At 67.1% G+C, this 16,448-nt stretch carries 19 protein-coding genes; 16 read left to right on the forward strand and 3 right to left on the reverse strand.

Annotation, left to right across the window (positions count from 1 at the left end; translation table 11 throughout):
- Positions 1-179 precede the first annotated feature (179 nt).
- Genes BM372_RS18360 through BM372_RS18370 form a run of 3 tightly spaced genes read left to right on the forward strand, consistent with a single transcriptional unit; the run spans position 180 to position 2,829 of the window.
- Entirely contained in the window at positions 180-542 is a 363-nt protein-coding gene (locus BM372_RS18360; RefSeq protein WP_090956955.1) for an ArsR/SmtB family transcription factor, read from the forward strand.
- Positions 539-1,618: a cation diffusion facilitator family transporter gene (locus BM372_RS18365; protein WP_090956890.1), complete on the forward strand. Its 1,080-nt coding sequence runs from the start codon at positions 539-541 to the stop codon at positions 1,616-1,618. The genes BM372_RS18360 and BM372_RS18365 overlap by 4 nt, the downstream gene beginning before the upstream one ends.
- Complete coding sequence (locus BM372_RS18370; RefSeq protein ID WP_090956891.1) at positions 1,615-2,829, forward strand: MFS transporter; 1,215 nt, start codon at positions 1,615-1,617, stop codon at positions 2,827-2,829. The genes BM372_RS18365 and BM372_RS18370 overlap by 4 nt, the downstream gene beginning before the upstream one ends.
- Before the next feature lie 66 nt (positions 2,830-2,895).
- Here BM372_RS18370 and BM372_RS18375 read toward each other — a convergent pair whose 3' ends face one another.
- Positions 2,896-3,564, reverse strand: a complete 669-nt coding sequence (locus BM372_RS18375) for a DNA alkylation repair protein (RefSeq protein WP_090956892.1) — start codon at positions 3,562-3,564, stop codon at positions 2,896-2,898.
- 84 nt (positions 3,565-3,648) lie between these two features.
- Positions 3,649-4,812: a cytochrome P450 gene (locus BM372_RS18380; protein WP_090956893.1), complete on the reverse strand. Its 1,164-nt coding sequence runs from the start codon at positions 4,810-4,812 to the stop codon at positions 3,649-3,651.
- Between the two features lie 284 nt (positions 4,813-5,096).
- Here BM372_RS18380 and BM372_RS18385 point away from each other — a divergent pair, with 284 nt between their 5' ends.
- From BM372_RS18385 to BM372_RS18445, 13 genes are all read left to right on the forward strand, one after another.
- A complete protein-coding gene (locus BM372_RS18385) occupies positions 5,097-5,402 on the forward strand; it encodes a flagellar FlbD family protein (RefSeq protein WP_090956894.1) in 306 nt (101 codons plus the stop codon).
- 2 nt (positions 5,403-5,404) lie between these two features.
- Entirely contained in the window at positions 5,405-6,223 is an 819-nt protein-coding gene (locus BM372_RS18390; protein ID WP_090956895.1) for a motility protein A, read from the forward strand.
- Entirely contained in the window at positions 6,220-7,044 is an 825-nt protein-coding gene (locus BM372_RS18395) for an OmpA/MotB family protein (protein WP_090956896.1), read from the forward strand. Before BM372_RS18390 ends, BM372_RS18395 begins: the two co-directional genes overlap by 4 nt.
- A gap of 87 nt (positions 7,045-7,131) precedes the next feature.
- On the forward strand, positions 7,132-8,028 hold the full coding sequence (locus tag BM372_RS18400; RefSeq protein WP_256214403.1) for a flagellar motor switch protein FliM: 897 nt from the start codon (positions 7,132-7,134) through the stop codon (positions 8,026-8,028).
- The gene (gene fliN, locus BM372_RS18405) at positions 8,025-8,747 is read left to right on the forward strand and encodes a flagellar motor switch protein FliN (protein ID WP_090956898.1); all 723 of its coding nucleotides are present in this window, start codon (positions 8,025-8,027) and stop codon (positions 8,745-8,747) included. The genes BM372_RS18400 and fliN overlap by 4 nt, the downstream gene beginning before the upstream one ends.
- Positions 8,748-9,281, forward strand: a complete 534-nt coding sequence (gene fliO, locus BM372_RS18410) for a flagellar biosynthetic protein FliO (protein ID WP_090956899.1) — start codon at positions 8,748-8,750, stop codon at positions 9,279-9,281.
- 95 nt (positions 9,282-9,376) lie between these two features.
- A complete protein-coding gene (fliP, locus tag BM372_RS18415) occupies positions 9,377-10,174 on the forward strand; it encodes a flagellar type III secretion system pore protein FliP (RefSeq protein WP_090956956.1) in 798 nt (265 codons plus the stop codon).
- The gene (gene fliQ / locus BM372_RS18420) at positions 10,171-10,446 is read left to right on the forward strand and encodes a flagellar biosynthesis protein FliQ (protein WP_090956900.1); all 276 of its coding nucleotides are present in this window, start codon (positions 10,171-10,173) and stop codon (positions 10,444-10,446) included. Before fliP ends, fliQ begins: the two co-directional genes overlap by 4 nt.
- A gap of 1 nt (position 10,447) precedes the next feature.
- Positions 10,448-11,206 (forward strand): flagellar biosynthetic protein FliR, encoded by a 759-nt coding sequence (locus tag BM372_RS18425; RefSeq protein ID WP_090956901.1) that lies wholly within the window; start codon positions 10,448-10,450, stop codon positions 11,204-11,206.
- Entirely contained in the window at positions 11,206-12,294 is a 1,089-nt protein-coding gene (locus BM372_RS18430; protein WP_090956902.1) for an EscU/YscU/HrcU family type III secretion system export apparatus switch protein, read from the forward strand. The genes BM372_RS18425 and BM372_RS18430 overlap by 1 nt, the downstream gene beginning before the upstream one ends.
- 85 nt (positions 12,295-12,379) lie before the next feature.
- On the forward strand, positions 12,380-14,428 hold the full coding sequence (locus BM372_RS18435; protein ID WP_090956903.1) for a flagellar biosynthesis protein FlhA: 2,049 nt from the start codon (positions 12,380-12,382) through the stop codon (positions 14,426-14,428).
- The gene (locus tag BM372_RS18440; protein WP_090956904.1) at positions 14,406-15,563 is read left to right on the forward strand and encodes a hypothetical protein; all 1,158 of its coding nucleotides are present in this window, start codon (positions 14,406-14,408) and stop codon (positions 15,561-15,563) included. Before BM372_RS18435 ends, BM372_RS18440 begins: the two co-directional genes overlap by 23 nt.
- 9 nt (positions 15,564-15,572) lie before the next feature.
- A complete protein-coding gene (locus tag BM372_RS18445; protein ID WP_090956905.1) occupies positions 15,573-15,821 on the forward strand; it encodes a carbon storage regulator in 249 nt (82 codons plus the stop codon).
- A gap of 15 nt (positions 15,822-15,836) precedes the next feature.
- Here BM372_RS18445 and BM372_RS18450 read toward each other — a convergent pair whose 3' ends face one another.
- Positions 15,837-16,388, reverse strand: coding sequence for a hypothetical protein (locus BM372_RS18450; protein ID WP_090956906.1), 552 nt, complete (start codon positions 16,386-16,388; stop codon positions 15,837-15,839).
- Positions 16,389-16,448 lie beyond the last annotated feature (60 nt).

Raw genomic sequence — 16,448 nt, forward strand, 5'->3', positions numbered from 1 at the left:
CTGACACCGGCATCACCGATGCTAAGACGAACCCGGATCCCAGTCCGGCCCCGTGACGCGCGCGCCCATGCGCACAAACCCTTGCTCCCACGCTAGACCTAATAGCATCCCGGCAACAGTGCTTGAGCCCCGTACCCAATGAATGCACTCGGCGAAACGCGATGTGCGACTATATGCGTATGAACGCAGATAAGAAGGCTTGCAGGCTTGACGTGGATAGCCAGTTCGTCGAACTCGCCGTGGAAGTGTTCTCGATGCTGGCTGACGCCACGCGGGTGCGCATCATCTTGGCTTTGCGGGAGGGGGAGATGGCTGTAGGGGCATTGGCCGATGTGGTGGGGAAATCTCCAGCCGCGGTGTCCCAGCATCTTGCCAAAATGCGGCTGGCACGTATGGTCTCCACCCGCCAGGACGGAACGAAAGTGCTGTACCGGCTCGAGAACGAGCACGCCCGCCAGCTGGTCGCAGATGCCATCTTCCAGGCCGAACACGCCCTTGGCGGCCATCCGGCCCACCACCGCATGGACGGGGGAGTCTCATGAGCGATCCGGCGCAGGTGACAGCCGGCGAAACCGCTGATCACCACGATCACGACCATCAGCACCACGGTCATGATCACGGTCACGATCATGGCCATGACCACGGGCACACCCATAGCCACTCACACGGCCATAAACATCACAAAGGCTTGAAGGGTTGGCTCTTCGAACTGTTTGTTCCGCACAGTCATGACGCGGCCGACTCTGTCGACGACGCCCTCGAGGCGAGCGCTGAAGGCATCCGTGCGCTGAAGATCAGTCTCTTCATGCTGCTGGGAACGACTGTCCTGCAGTTCCTGGTGGTCCTGGCTAGCGGTTCCGTCGCCTTGCTGGCCGACACCATTCATAACTTCTCCGATGCCCTGACCGCGGTGCCGCTGTGGATCGCGTTCATCCTGGGACGCCGCGCCGCCACCCGCCGCTACACTTTTGGCTTCGGCAGGGCCGAAGACCTGGCAGGACTGTTCATCATCGCCGTCGTCGCCCTCTCCGCTGTGCTGGCTGCCTGGCAGTCTGTGGACCGGCTGCTCAACCCGCAACCGCTGCACAATCTATGGTGGGTCATGGGGGCGGGGCTGATTGGCTTCGCCGGAAACGAGGCGGTAGCGATCTACCGCATCAAAGTCGGACGCCGGATTGGCTCAGCTGCGCTGGTGGCCGACGGCGTGCACGCGCGGATGGACGGCTTCACGTCCCTGGCTGTGGTCCTTGGTGCTGCTGGGGTGCTGCTCGGATTCCCCCTTGCCGATCCGATCGTGGGCCTGTTAATCTCCGCGGCCATCCTTGTGCTGCTCTGGGGAACGGTCCGCAGCATAGGGCGCCGGCTGATGGACGGAATTGAACCCGAACTCGTCGACCTGGCCTACGAAACTTTGGAGGACATCCCGGGTGTATTAGGTGTGGCTCGCCTCCAGTTGCGGTGGGCCGGGCACCGCCTGCAGGGTGCGGCAACGGTCGTTGTCGGCGACACCAGCCTCGTGCTGGCCGAACAGACCCTCGCCGAGGCCGGACGCCGGCTTCGGCACGCCCTGCCAAAGCTTGACGACATGATCCTCACCCCCATCACAGGCAAACCATGACCGGAGCAAATGACGCAACGGAAGCCACCCGCGCGAAAGCGTCAAAGGGTAGGGGCCCGGCAATCCCCGGAAACCTGGCACCCTTGTACGCGGCCGGCTTCACCACTGCCTTCGGCGCCCACAGCATCGCCGCCGGTCTCGGTGCCGAGACCGGGGACCTCGGGCTCGGGCTCCTTACCTTCGGGGTCATCCTGGCCCTCTATGACGTCGCCGAAGTCGTTCTTAAACCGGTGTTCGGGTCCCTGAGTGACCGCATTGGTTCCAAGCCTGTCGTTGTCGGCGGACTGGTTGCTTTTGCCGTCGCCTCTGCTTTCGGCATCCTTGCGACGACGCCGGTGGTCCTCGGCCTTGTCAGGCTCGGCCAGGGTGCCGCAGCGTCGGCGTTCTCCCCGGCGTCCTCTGCCGCCGTCGCGCGTCTTGCGGGACCCGCGGCGGCTGGCCGCTATTTTGGAAAGTACGGCTCCTGGAAGGGCCTTGGATATGTGCTGGGGCCGCTGCTGGGCGCCGGCTTGATCGGGGCCGGGGGCTTCCCGGCGCTCTTCGTGGCCCTGACCGCCGTCTCGCTCGCGACCGCCCTGTGGACGCTGTTGGCCATGCCCCGTTTGCCGGTCCTCACACGCCCGCGCTACACGGCCATGGACTTGATTCGCCAGACCACTGAACGCGGATTCCTCATCCCGACCACGGCTCTGGCCGCAGCGACCGGCGCCCTGGGCGTCGCCGTCGGGTTCCTGCCCCTGCTCGGCGCGAACCTTCACCTGCCGCTCATCGGAAGCATGGCCGTCGTCGCCGTGCTGGCATTCTCGTCCACTCTCACCCAGCCGGTGGTGGGCCGGCTCCGCGACCAAGGACGAATAACAGACCGCGCGGGGATGGCCGCCGGGCTGTTCCTGATCGCGGCAGCGATCGCTGCCCTGGCCATCCTGCCGCTGCCTGCGACACTGTACCTGGCCGCCGTCGTTCTCGGGATGGGAATCGGCATTGCCACGCCGCTGGGCTTCGCCCATCTGGCAGGCACAACGCCGCCGGAACGGATGGGACGAACGATGGGAACGGCCGAGCTCGGACGCGAAATCGGCGATGCCGGCGGCCCGCTGATCGTCGGAGGCATCGCCGCCGCCCTCAGCCTCGCCGCTGGGCTTTGGACCCTGGCCCTCCTGGTGGCGGGCTGCGCGGCAATGTGCCTGGTTTTGCTGCGCCCGCGCCCGTAAGGAGATGTCCTTGGACGGCGGGCCAAAGCCCTATTGACGCTCCGGGCCCCGTCGGGCTTTCGCCAGTCAGGCTCCCCGCCGGCTCACCATCTCGTTGATCCAGATAGGCGCGAACGGGGACGTGCAGTTCCGCGGGGTCGGGTAGTCCTTGAGCACCTCCAGGCGCTCGCCGATGTCGATCGCGCGGGCCCGGTGCTCCCCGTGCTCGATCCCGATCTGCGCCAGAGTGTGGTTCATCGCCCACTGCAGGCGGTCCGGGGCGTCCTTCATCTCCGCCTCGATCGTGTCCAGCAGGCCGGACAGGTCGAGCCCCTCGGGCCTCTTCGCGACCCGTTCGGTAGTCAGGGCCCAACCGGCACTGGCGACAAGCGGGTCAGGGTCCGCGGTCCAGGCCACGCGCAGCTGTTCGGCGTGAGGACTCTTCTTGACCACGTAGTTCACCAGCCAGTCATGCACCTTAGGAGCGCGCGCCTGGCGCAGCATGGCGTCCAGCTCGCCGGACTCGAAGGCCTTGGGCCGGCAGATCAGCAGCGCCAGCAGCCGGGCGGCGGTGTCGTCCGTGGCCCACAGCCCGCAGGCCAGGTCCTGCTGGGTCTTCAGCCGCTTCGCGACCGCGCGCAACTTGGACAGGTTCACGCCGTGGTCGTCACCGCGCACCTCGTTCGCCTCGCGCATCTTCGGGTCGTCGAGCTCCGCGAGCTCAGCCATCACCGCGTCGACCGTCGTCTCCAACATCCCTGCCTCCCCGTCATGCGCCTGTCGGATGTTTCGCCAATGGGATGTAGTTTACGGTCGCAGCCGGACGCCCGGCTGCCTTCGTCAGGGCTGCCAGCACACGGGAAGTTCTTTGAGGCCGTAGACAATCGTGCTGTCCATCCGCTCCAGCTGTGCCTCCGGTGCCACGGCCAGCCCCGGCAGCCGCGAAACCACGGCCTCCAGCGCAATCCGGGCCTCGAGCCGCGCCAGGGGCGCCCCGAGACAGAAATGAATGCCCTGCCCGAAGGCGAGGTGCCGGTTCGGTGAGCGCTCGACGTCGAACGTGTCCGCGGCCGGGAAGTGCTCAGCGTCGCGATTGGCCGACCCGATCCATGCCACAAGCGGTGCATCCGCCGGGATCTGCCGGTCTCGCAGAGTCGTATCGACCGCGGCGATCCGGTACATGGACTGGACGGGGGAGCGGTAGCGCAGGACCTCCTCGATGGCGGTCGGCAGCAGTTCCGGCTCGGCGACCAGGCGCGCCAGCGTGCCCGGTGCTTCGGTGAAGCACAGCACCGCATTTCCGATCAGGTTGGTGGTGGTCTCGTTGCCTGCGACGAGCAACAGGGCACAGAAGCCCAGCAGTTCGGCGACACTGAGCTTCTGGCCGTCGATCTCGGCCGCGAGCAGCAGGCTGATCAGATCTTCGCCCGGCCGGCGCCGGCGCTGCTCGATCATGCCCAGGAAATATTCCGCCATCTCCTGGTGGGCGCCGCCATGGCCGGCCGGCTCGGCGTCCGGGCGGGTGTACGCGACGATGGCGTCTGACCATTGCTTGAAGCGGTCCCGGTCTTCGGCCGGGATGCCCATGAGCTCCGCGATGACAATCACCGGCAGCGGGTAGGCCAGGTCTTCGATCAAGTCCATGCTGCCTGTGCCGACTGCAGGATCGAGGAGTTCATCAGTGATTGCCAAGATGCGCGGGCCGAGCGCTTCCACCGAGCGGGGCGTGAACGCCTGGGTCACGAGGGACCGCAGCTGACGGTGCCGGGGCGGGTCCGTGTTGACCAGGCTGGCGGCGAAGAGCTGGCCTGTTTCCGAAGGGTTGCTCCCGCCCATACGGGAGGAAAACGCGGCGTGCTCCGACAAGACACGCTGCACGTCGTCGTAGCAGAAAACGTGCCAGAGCCCGGATTCCTCGTCGAGGAAAACGGGTTCGCTCCGTCGCATCTCCTCGTACCGGGGAAAGGGGTCCAGCGGCTGCTCAAGTACTGAGAATCGCACCATGGCGGGCCTTCCTGATCAGGCGGGCGGCCGTTGCGTCCTCGTCGGGGGATTGGCCAGGCGGCGGGGCGGGCCGCGTGGCCCCGTCAGCTCCCACCATAGTCCCGCCCGCGCGCCGTCGTCGTCCCCTTTCTTGCCCGATGAGCTATCACTCATGGCTGTCATTCCGGCGGCAAGGCAACCACAAGTGATAGCGCAACTGGAAGGGGCGGCGCCTAACGAACCGGCCGGAGGTGCCGACAGTACGGAGCAGAACACTCTTCCCCCTCACAGAGCAGAATCGGCCCATGATCGTCGTCACACGTCTCAACGGAACGCGCTTCGCGGTCAATCCGGACCTTATTGAACGCATCCACGAGAGCCCGGACACGCACCTGGTGACGCTCGACGGCGCCGCCTACGTGGTGCTGGAAAGCCTCGCGGAAGTGGTTGAACTCATCGCCGACTACCGGGCGTACATCCTGAGTAAGGCCCGGGATTTTCCGGCCATCACCGGGTATCCGCTGAGCCTGGTCCGGACAGACGACCCGGACGACGACCCCAACGACACCGACGGCGCCGGCACCGCGGCGCCCGTACAACCCAGAAAGTAACGATGGATCCCGCAACAGTCATCGGACTGCTCCTCGCCTTTGGCTCCGTAATCGCCATGGTGACCATGGAAGGCGGCAGCGTCACCGCGCTCCTGCTGCCGGCACCCATGATCCTGGTCTTCGGCGCCACCATCGCGGTCGGGATCGCAGGCAACACCCTCACGGACGTCATTCAGGCCTTCAAGGCCCTCCCCAAGATGTTCCAGGGCAAGACGTCGAAGCCTCAGGAAAGCATCGATCAAGTGGTCCGCTTCGCGGAAAAGGCCCGCAGCGAGGGCCTGTTGTCCCTGGAGGAAGAAGCAGCCAGTGTCAAAGATCCTTTCCTGACGCGAGCCCTGCAGAATATCGCCGATGGCACCGACGCCGAAGAACTCCGGATGCTGATGGAGGATGAGATTGACTCCAAGGCCCGCAGCGACCACTCCAACTCCAAATTCTTCGCGAGCCTCGGCGGTTATGCCCCAACCGTCGGCATCATCGGCACCGTCGTGTCCCTGACCCACGTCTTGGAAAACCTCTCCACGCCGGACCACCTGGGCCCGATGATTGCGGCAGCCTTTGTCGCGACGCTCTGGGGCCTGTTGTCCGCCAACTTCCTCTGGCTTCCGTTCAGCGGCCGTCTTGCCAGGCTGTCGGAGCTGGACATAGAACGAATGACGCTGCTGATGGAAGGCATGCTGGCGGTCCAGGCCGGCGCCCAGCCCCTGCTGCTCGCCGAAAGACTGCGCTCGATGGTTCCTGAACACCAGCTCAAGGCCTCCGGCGGGGATAAGAAGTCCGGCGGCAAGGACAAAACCGACGTGCTGGACCAGGCCGCGTGAGTTCCAGGCGGCGGGGGCGAAAGAAGCCGGAACAGCACCACGTCGACGAGCGCTGGATGGCGTCCTACATGGACATGGTCACCGTGCTGATGTGCATGTTCATCGTGCTGTACGCCATGTCCAGCGTGGACGCCAACAAGTTTGAAAAGCTTCGCAACTCGCTGGCCACGGGCTTCGGCGCGGTTGCCTCCGAAACCGTGGACACGGCGTCGGGCACCGTGGTGCCGCCGGATCTCGTGGACCAGGACCTCGAGGCCTTCGCGGCGGTCAAGGGCGCCGCAACCACGTCCCCGGAAAATATGGCCGAGGCCGTCAAGGAAGTTGACCGGCTCAAGGCGCTGCAGGCGAAAATGCAGGCCGGGCTGGCGGCCGCCGGGCTCAGCGAGAACGTCGAGTTCCAGATCGACCAGCGCGGCCTGACGGTCAAGCTTGTCGGATCGCAGGCTTTTTTCGAACCGGACCGGCCCGAGCTCACGGCCCGGGCTACCCGGGTGCTGCAGATCATCTCGCCGGTCCTGAAGCCGGCCAAGATGGAAATCATGGTCGAGGGCCACGCCGCGAATGGCATCACGGCGTACCCCTCCACGTGGGAGTTGTCCTCGGCGCGTGCCGTGAACGTCCTGCGGTACATGGTGGACGACGGCGGCATTGCCCCCGGGACCATTGGCGCCGTAGCGTTCGGATCGGCCCGCCAGGTCAACGATGACTCCACGCCGGCGCTCATGGAGCGGAACCGCCGGGTGGACATCGTGGTGATTTCGGACAAGCCCGACGTCGTCCGCGCCCTGATTCCGGAAGCCCTGAAGCTGAGCCGGAAATAGGCTCGTGATTGCCTGCTCTTTATTGCCCGTCGTATTGCTAGGGGCTTATTGCTTACCCCGCGCGACCACTTGCCGATAGTGGCAACCGTGAGTGTTCTGGATGAGCGGGAAGTGGCACGGGAGCGGACCGTCAGCGTCTATGACTTCCGCCGTCCCGCGACGCTTGCCCGCGAGCACAGCCGTGTGCTGGAGCTCGCCTTCGAAACCTTCGCACGCCAGTGGGGAACCCAGCTGACCGCCAAGGTCCGGGTCAAGTCCGTGGTGCGCCTCGAAGACGTCAGCATGCTCAGCTACGACGAATACGCCGCCTCGCTGCCGGCCGTTACGGCCATGGTCCTCTGCACCGTGGAAACCCAGGATTCGAAGCTGGTGGTGCAGTTCCCCGGCCCGGCCGCCCTCGGCTGGGTCAACCGCATGCTCGGCGCCTCGAATGATGCGCCAATGCCGGACCGGAAGTTCACCCAGATCGAGCAGGCCTTGATCAAAGGCCTCATGGACGAGGCCCTCGAAGACCTCGGCTACTCCCTGGGTCCGCTGCTCAGCGAAGCCGTCCGCGTGGACACGATCCAGTACAACTCCCAGTTCGCCCAGGCAGCCGCGCCAAGCGAACTGATGATCGTCGCCTCCTTCACGATGAGTGTCGGCGACGTCAACGCCCCCGCCACCCTGGCCGTTCCGGCCGGCCTGCTGCTGGGACGGCTCAAGAAGGTCAACCCGACCGACACCCGCGGCGACGCGGCGGCGCGCGTCAGCGCCCAGCTGGAGCAGGTGCCGGTGGAACTGTCGGTGCGGCTCTCGACGTCATTCGTCACCCCGAGCCAGGTCCTGGGCCTCGCCGTCGGTGACGTCCTGACCCTGCCTCACCTGGAAAACCGGCCCTTTGACCTCACCCTGGACGGGACCCGGCTGGCCACCGCCGCCCCGGCCCGCAACGGCTCCCGCGCGGCCGCAGTCATTGTCACAATCGAGGAGAACCAACGATGACCATCACCCTGACCAAGCACGAATTGTCGGCGGAACGGCTCGTCGAGGAACTGCCGAGCCCGGTAGCCCTGAAAGTTGTGGCCCTGGTGCCTGCCCGGGCCGCGGCCGCCTACGCCCGGCAGGCCGTCACGGCCACCTTTGTGGGCGCCGTCACCGCAGACCTCGCGCTCATGCTCAGCGACCGCACCTTCCTGGACGAGGCAGCCGGCGCGGGGTCCCAGCTGGGACACGTGTCCGTGACCGATGTTCTGCGCCCGGCCATGGAAAGTGCCAGTTCGGTCTTCGGCGCCGGCGTCCTGTCCGACCTGCGCGAATCCGATGTCTCCGGGCTCCTCTCGGATCCCGACACCGCGGTCTTTGAACTTTCCGACGGCAGCAACGCCGCGGCCTGGTTCGCTGTCCGGCTCCGCGAACACGGCACCAGCCAGGACCGTGCCGGTGACGTGTTCGCCGGCGGGGACACCGTGGCCGGCCGGCTCGGCCGCATCAACAACATCGAAATGGCCCTGACCGTGGAGATCGGACGCACCCGGATGTCGGTCCGCGACGTGCTCTCGCTGGAACCCGGCAAGATCATCGAACTGGACCGCTCCGCCGGAGCCCCCGCCGACGTCCTGCTCAACGGCCGCCTGATCGCGCACGGCGAAGTGGTGGTCCTGGACCAGGACTACGCAGTACGGATCACCCGCATCCTCGACGTCGCCGAGGGGCTCAGCTGAATGGACGCACTGATCCTCGGGCTGCGGGTAGTCGTGGCCCTGGGCGCGGTGCTTGGCCTTATGTGGTTCCTGCAGCGCCGGCTGGGCAAAGGCACCGGACGGCGCCGGGCGGACCGCGCCCTGACTATCGTCAGCAGGCAGAGCCTCGGACAGAAAGCCTCCGTGGTGGTGGTTGACGCCGCCGGGCAGCGCTTCCTGCTGGGCGTCACCGAGCACGCCGTCAACGTCCTGCACACCGGGGACATCCCGCCCGAACCCGAAGAAGTGCCGGTCCCCGCGATCAGCCGCAGCTTGGGGGACTTCGCCCGGATCCTCGCTGAGGCGCGCCCCGACGGTGCCCCTACTGATGGCACGCGGACCCCCGACGGCGACCTCCCGCCGTCGCGCCGCAGCTCGCTGCACCGGAACTCCAACGCCCGGGGCCCCGCCGGCCGGGGCGGCGCTGCCGGCCACCCGCCGCTGCACGGGTCCATCCTGGCCGGTTCCACATGGAAGCAGGCTGCCGCCGCCCTCAGGAGCGGACGCCGCAATTGATCCGCCTTCTCTCCGCCAGCGCCCTTTCCACCGGTGCCCCCTCCACTCGTACGGCCAGCGCGCGTCCCGCCGCCACGAAATCCCTCAGGTTCCTCATCCTGGGGCTCGCCGCCGTGCTGTTCGCCGTCCTCCTGCTGTGGCTGAACGCCACTGCCGCCTACGCCGCACCGATCGACCCGGCAGCACCGGTGGCGCCGACCGATCCGGCGAACCCGGACAGCGGAAACGTCAACATCCAGATCAACGGTGCGGACGGCAAACCCTCCACCGCTGTCCTGACGCTGATCGGGATCACGCTCCTGGCGGTCGCGCCCTCACTGCTGCTGATGATGACGTCCTTCACCAAGATCTTCGTGGTCCTGGCGATGACCCGCAACGCCCTGTCCCTGCCGTCCATCCCGCCGAACCAGGTGCTGGCGGGGCTGGCACTGTTCCTCTCCATCTTTGTGATGTGGCCTGTCATCAACGAGATGAACACCCTCGGAATCCAGCCCTACCTCAACGGAAAGCTGGACTTCAACGGGGCGGTCAGCGCCGCGTCGGGTCCGCTGCAGCACTTCATGCTCGCCCACACACGCGAAGAGGACATCGCCCTGATGTCCCGCGCCGCCGGCGCCGAGAACCCCGCCACGCCTGAGGCCGTGCCGCTGCAGACCCTCATCCCGGCGTTCATGATCTCTGAACTGCGCGCGGCGTTCATCATCGGCTTCGTCATTTTCATCCCGTTCCTCGTGATCGACCTCGTGGTGTCCGCGGCCCTGATGTCCATGGGCATGATGATGCTGCCGCCGGTGATGATCTCGCTGCCCTTCAAGATCCTCCTGTTCGTCCTCGTGGACGGCTGGGGCCTGATCATCACCGCGCTGGTCCAAAGCTATGCGGGCACCGGATGAACGCCAACGCCGTCCTGGACATCTGCCTCCAGGCCATGATCGTGGCCGCGAAACTCGCCGCCCCGGTGCTGGTCACCGCCCTCGTGGTGGGCCTGGCCATCTCACTCCTGCAGTCCATCACCCAGTTGCAGGAAGCCACGCTGTCCTTCGTTCCGAAAGCGGCCGCCGTGGCCGTCGCCTTGATCGTCTGCGGACACTGGATGATTTCGGAGATGGTGACGTTCACGAACGACCTCTTCGCAAAAATTCCGTCCCTGCTCGGAGGCCTGTGAGGTGGGCATCCCCATCGACCCGACCTGGCTGGAAGTCCTCCTGCTGGCCACGGTCCGGATGACCGCCTTCCTGATCGTGGCGCCGCCGTTCTCGCACCAGGCCTTTCCAGGGCGCGTGAAGGCCATGCTGGGGCTGGGGCTGGGCCTGGCCGTGACGCAGCGGGTGGTGGGCGGCTACACCCCCCGCGACACCGCCGGGTTCCTCACCGGGGTGGTCTTGGAGCTCGTCACCGGGCTGGTCCTGGGATTCCTGGTCCTGGTGGTCTTCTCCGCCATCCAGTCCGCCGGCAGCCTGATCGACCTCTTCAGCGGTTTCCAGATGGCCCAGGCCTTCGATCCCCAAATGAATGTCAACGGTGCACAATTCACCCGCCTCCTGCAGATGGCGGCGCTGGCCCTGCTGTTCGCTTCCGACGGCTACCAGTTGGTCATCACCGGCCTCACCGGCAGTTTCGCCGCCCTGCCCCTGGCCGGAGGGATAGACCTGGCCCAGCCGGTCCAGGCCATCATCTCGGCCGTCTCCGGCATGTTCCTTGCCGCCGTGCAGGTTGCCGGCCCGTTGCTGGTGGTCCTGTTCCTCGCTGATGTGGGGCTCGGCCTGCTGACCCGGGTGGCGCCGGCCCTCAACGCGTTCTCGCTGGGCTTCCCGCTCAAGATCCTCCTGACCCTCATGCTGGCAGGTTTCATGTTCCTGGCCCTGCCGCGGATTGTTTCCAGCCTCGCCGGCCAGGCGGCCAAAGCAGTGCTGGGGGTGGGCTGATGGCGGATTCACAGGAAAAGACCGAGCAAGCCACCGACAAGCGGATGAAGGAAGTCCGTTCCAAGGGCCAGCTCTCCCGGTCCCAGGACCTCACCGCCTGGCTCGGCGTCGGCGCCGCCGCGGTCATGCTGCCCAGCACCGTGGACGGGGCTGCAAACGCCGCCGCGGACCAGCTCTTCAGTGTGCGCGGCATCGTCTCCGCGCCGGATCCCGGCAAAGCCCTGCAGGCGCTGGAAGCGGGGTTCGCGTCCATCGCCGGAATTACCGGCCCCCTGCTGATCGTCGTGTTCCTGGCCGTCCTCGCCGGCTCCGCCGTCCAAGGTGGCGTCCACCTGAAGAAATTCAGGCTCGAATTCGAACACTTCAACCTGCTCAGCGGGATCAAGCGCCTGTTCGGCGCCCAGGCGGTCTGGGGCGGTCTCAAGGCCCTGTTGAAGGTCAGCGTGGTTGGGATGGTCCTCTACGTCGTCGTGCAGGGGCTGATCCCGGTGCTGCTGACCGCGGGAGGGCTGCCCGTGGCCGGCGTGACGGCAGCCGCCGCCGGCGGCGTTGCCTCCCTGGTCCAGTTCGCCGTCGCCGCCGGGATCGTGCTGGCCGCCGCGGACTTCTTCGTGGTGATGCGCCGCAACCGCAAGAAAACCCGGATGTCCAAGAAGGAAGTCCAGGACGAGAACAAGAGCAGCGAGGGCGATCCGCTCATCCGGTCCCAGCGCCGGGCACGCCAGATGTCCATGAGCAGGAACCGCATGATCGCCGCGATCGGAGACGCCGACGTCGTCCTGGTCAACCCCACGCACGTGGCGGTGGCCCTCAAGTACGAGCCCGGCAAGTCCGCGCCCCGCGTGGTCGCCAAGGGCGCCGGCCATGTGGCAGCAAGGATCAGGGAAGAAGCCGAGCAGAAGGACGTGCCCATGGTCCAGGACATCCCGTTGACCAGGGCCCTGCACGGGGCCTGTGAACTGGGCGACGAGATCCCGGTGGACTTCTACCGGGCGGTGGCCGGCGTCCTCGCGTTCGTCATGGCGCTCAAGGCCCGCGGTGCCTCCACCGGGATGCACCGGATGAGCAGCACGGCGGCCGCCCTATGAGACACCGAATGGCACAACGCGTCACACACCGTACGGCGCCACGCAGGAAAACTTTGGGACTCAGCGTCTGTGAAAGGACCGCATCATGAACAACAGGCTGAACCGGCTGGCGGTGCCCATCGGCATCGTGGGGATCGTGCTGCTGCTCGTGGTGCCCGTTCCCGCGCCCCTGCTCGACTTCCTGATCGTCTGCAACATCCTGCTGGCACTGCTGGTCCTGCTGACCAGCATGTTCGTGAAGAAGCCGCTGGACTTCTCCGTGTTCCCCTCACTGCTGCTCGTGGCCACGCTGTTCCGGCTGGGGCTGAACGTCGCCTCCACCCGGCTGGTCCTGGGCAACGGATACGCCGGGCAGGTCATCGAAGCCTTCGGCAAGGTAACGGTCGGCGGCTCCATGATCATCGGCGCGGTCGTGTTCCTCATCCTCGTCGTCATCCAATTCGTCGTGGTCACCAAGGGCGCCGAGCGCGTGGCCGAAGTCGGCGCCCGCTTCACCCTCGATGCCATGCCCGGCAAGCAGATGGCGATCGACGCCGACCTCAATGCCGGGCTCCTCACCGACAGCCAGGCCAGGGAGCGGCGGGCCGAGGTCTCGGCCGAGGCGGACTTCTACGGCGCCATGGACGGTGCCTCGAAGTTCGTCAAGGGCGATGCCATTGCGGGCATCATCATCATCATCATCAACTTTGTCGGCGGCATCGCCATCGGCATGGTGCAGCGCGGCCTGGAGATCGGCGACGCCCTCAATACCTACGGCCTGCTGACCATGGGCGACGGCCTCGTCACGCAGATTCCGGCCTTGCTCATGGCTGTCTCCACAGGCATGATCGTGACCCGGTCCAACGCCGAGTCGGACATGGGCCGAACCGCTTCCACCCAGCTGCTGCAGTCACCCAACGCCCTGATGATCGCCGGCGTCGCGGCCCTCGCCATGGCCCTGATCCCCGGCATGCCGCCGATTCCCTTCATCCTCGTCGGGGCGGGCCTGATCCTCGCCTCCCGCCGGACTGCCGCCAGCCAGCAGCTCGCGGAGACGGCCCGCCAGGCCGAGGCGACCGCGCAGAACTTCCCGGAAATGGACCCGAACGAGAAACTGCTGGAGGACATGCGCGTCCATCCGGTGGAGATCCTGCTGGCCCCGGACCTTGTGGACATGGTTTCGGGGGCCTCCGACGACCTCCTGGCGCGGGTCCGGTCCCTCCGGCACAAGATCGCGATGGAACTGGGCCTGGTCATCCCGCCGGTGCGCACCAGGGACAGCGTGGACCTGCCGGCCGCCACGTATTCGATCCGGATCGCCGGCGTGGAAGCCGGGCGCGGCACGGCCCCCAGCGGCCAGATGCTCGCCTTGGGCGACAACCTGGATTCGCTGCCCGGTCCCGCCATGATCGAGCCCGTGTTCGGACTGGCCGGGAAGTGGATCCCGGGGGAGATGCGCCACAACGCCGAAATGACCGGTGCCACGGTGATCGACCGGGTCTCCGTCCTCGTCACCCACCTGTCCTCGATCGTCTCGGCAAACGCCGCCCGGCTGCTCTCCCGCGAGGACGTCCGGGTCCTGACCGAGGGCCTGCGCAAACAAAGCCCTTCCGCCGTCGACGAACTGACCCCGGCCCTGCTCTCCCTCGCCGAACTGCAGCGCGTCCTTCAAGGACTCCTGGACGAGCAGGTGCCCATCAACGACCTCGCCCGGATCTACGAGGCCCTCACGCTGCGTGCCAAAATTTCCACGGACCCGGAATCGCTGGTCGAGGCCGCCCGGCAGGCACTCGGCCCGGCCCTCACGGCCAAGTTCATGGACGGCCCCGTGCTCAACGTCATCATGATCGACCCCGTCCTGGAACAGCACATGCTCGAGGACATGCGGCCCGCGGAAGGCGGCAGCCAGATCGTCATGGGACAGGAACGGCTCGACGCCGTGCTGCGCTCCGTGGGCTCCGCCGTCGACGCGGCGGCCGCCGCCAACCGCCAGGCCGTGCTCGTGTGCGCCCCGGCGCTCCGGCCCGCCATCCACCGCCTCGTGGGCGCGCAGCCGGGCTCGGTGCCGGTGCTGTCCTACCGCGAGGTGACCTCCGCCAACGTCCGGATCGAAACCGTAGGAGTCGTGCGCCATGCCGAACCGCTATCGGCTTAAGGGAGCCACGCTCGAGGAGATCCGCCGCAAGGCTGAACAGCAGTACGGCCCGGCCGCCCGGATCGTGTCCGCCGAACGCGTCATCAGCCCCGGAATCGCCGGTCTCTTCGCCCAGGACCGCTACGAGGCCATGGTCGAGGTCCTGCCGAGCCACGAAGTGGTCTCGGGCGAGGTGGTGCCCGACGCCGACGTCCTGGCCGACGCCGAACCCACCCCCGCCCACGATCCCGCCGCTGTGGACGCCACCGGGAAGGGAACGTACGACGCCGGCACAGCAGCTTCGGCGGCTGCCTCCGCCGGACCGTCCCATCACCTGCAGAGCGCCGCCATTGCCGCCTTGCTGGAAGAGGCAGACGCCGCTGAACTGAGCCTGCACCGGTCCGACGCTGCCGGTGTGTCCACCGAGTCACCGGACTTTGCCGAGCTTCTGGAGCAGCTGGGCGCCGGGCTCGGGGCCCCGGCCAAACCCGCCGCCGGCCCCGCGGGCCGGGCCGCCGCCGTCGTCGGAAGTCCCGCCACAAGTCCCGCCGCAAGTCCCGTGCAGCACGCGCAGCCAACACCCGCGCCGGACGCGCTACGGACAGCCGCGGCGCCTGCTGGGATCGTCCCGGCCCCGTTGAGCGGCGTCGGCGATCTCGTGGTTCTGGTCGGGCTGGGGGAGGACCCCCTGGATGCCGCACTGGCGATGTCAATGGCGGCGGGCGGAGCCGACGTGCGGACTTCCGGCAACCTCTCCGCCTACGGCCACCTGCATGTCGACGGCCGCCAAAGCGCCACGGCCGCACGCGCCCACGCGGTGCTGACGGAGCGCACCGTCCTGGTGGCCTTCGGACTTGGCAAGGCCCGGAACGCGCTGGCCCGGGTGCAGTCCGTGGCCGCGCTCTCTGCCGACCAGATTTGGTTGGTGGTCGATGCCGGCCGCAAGCATGAAGACACCAAGCGCTGGGTCGGCGTGCTCGCTGCCCAACTTAATGTGACCGCTGTGGCCGTGGTCGGCGCCTCGGAGACCAGGTCCCCTGAAACCGTGAACGGCCTGGGCCTGCCCGTGGGCTGGATCGATGCAGGGCCGGCCGGTCCTGCTCAGGCATGGCAGAACCGGCCGGACTCGTCCGATGCGCCGCGCGGCGAAGGGTAGATTGAGAGGATGCTGGTACTAACACGCAAGCCGGGCGAACAGATCATGATCGGCGACGGCATCGTCATCACGGTTTTGGAAGGCCGCGGCGACGGTGTTCGGATAGGCATCGAAGCGCCCCGGGGTGTGCCGATCCAGCGCCGGGAAGTCATCGAAGCCATCGCGGCGGCTAACCTCGCGGCGGCAGAGGCCGGCCCGGATGCCGAGGACGCGCTGCGCGGTCTGATGCCGCCGCCCTCGGCTCCCGCCGCGGGCTGAGGACGAGGTACAGGATCACTCCTGGTCCCCGCCCGGATACTGGTCTCCGCCCGAAAACTGGTCTCCGCCCAGATACTGCGCCAGCATGGGCTGCGACGTCCGCCGGACCACGGCTATGGCCCGCTCCAGGTTTCCGGCAGTGGTCAGCTGATCCAATAGCCCGGCCGTGCCGGACGGACGGGGTCGCTCGTCGAGCTGGAAGGTCCGCAGCGTTTCTTCGTTCACGCGGGCGGCCTCAGCGAGCTGGGCCAGAAGCCCCTGCAGGACATCCAGATGCTCGCCCAGGATCCCGGGCCATGCTCCGGCAGGTGCGGCCGCAATCAGTTCGATCAGCGTGGTCTGTGCCGGCAGCCCCCATTCCGTAGCGACTGCCGCCGATTCGACGCTCCGGGCCAGCGCCTCGAAACGCAATCGATCCAGCACGGTCTCTATTTCGGCGGCCATGAAGCTCAGCCATTGCAGGTTCCCGGCTTCGACGTGCAACCGCTGCGTCTCCAACCTGAAAAGGAGCAGTTCCAGCTGCCGCCGCTCCTGCCAGAGTGCCGCCGAGAGATCACTTGCGCCCATAGGCCCCATTCCATTGCCGCCCCTGCCCGAATTCTGCTCGCGGGGCGGTTGCCGCAGTTT

It is taken from the genome of Arthrobacter sp. ov118, from assembly GCF_900116495.1.
Taxonomy (GTDB): domain Bacteria; phylum Actinomycetota; class Actinomycetes; order Actinomycetales; family Micrococcaceae; genus Arthrobacter.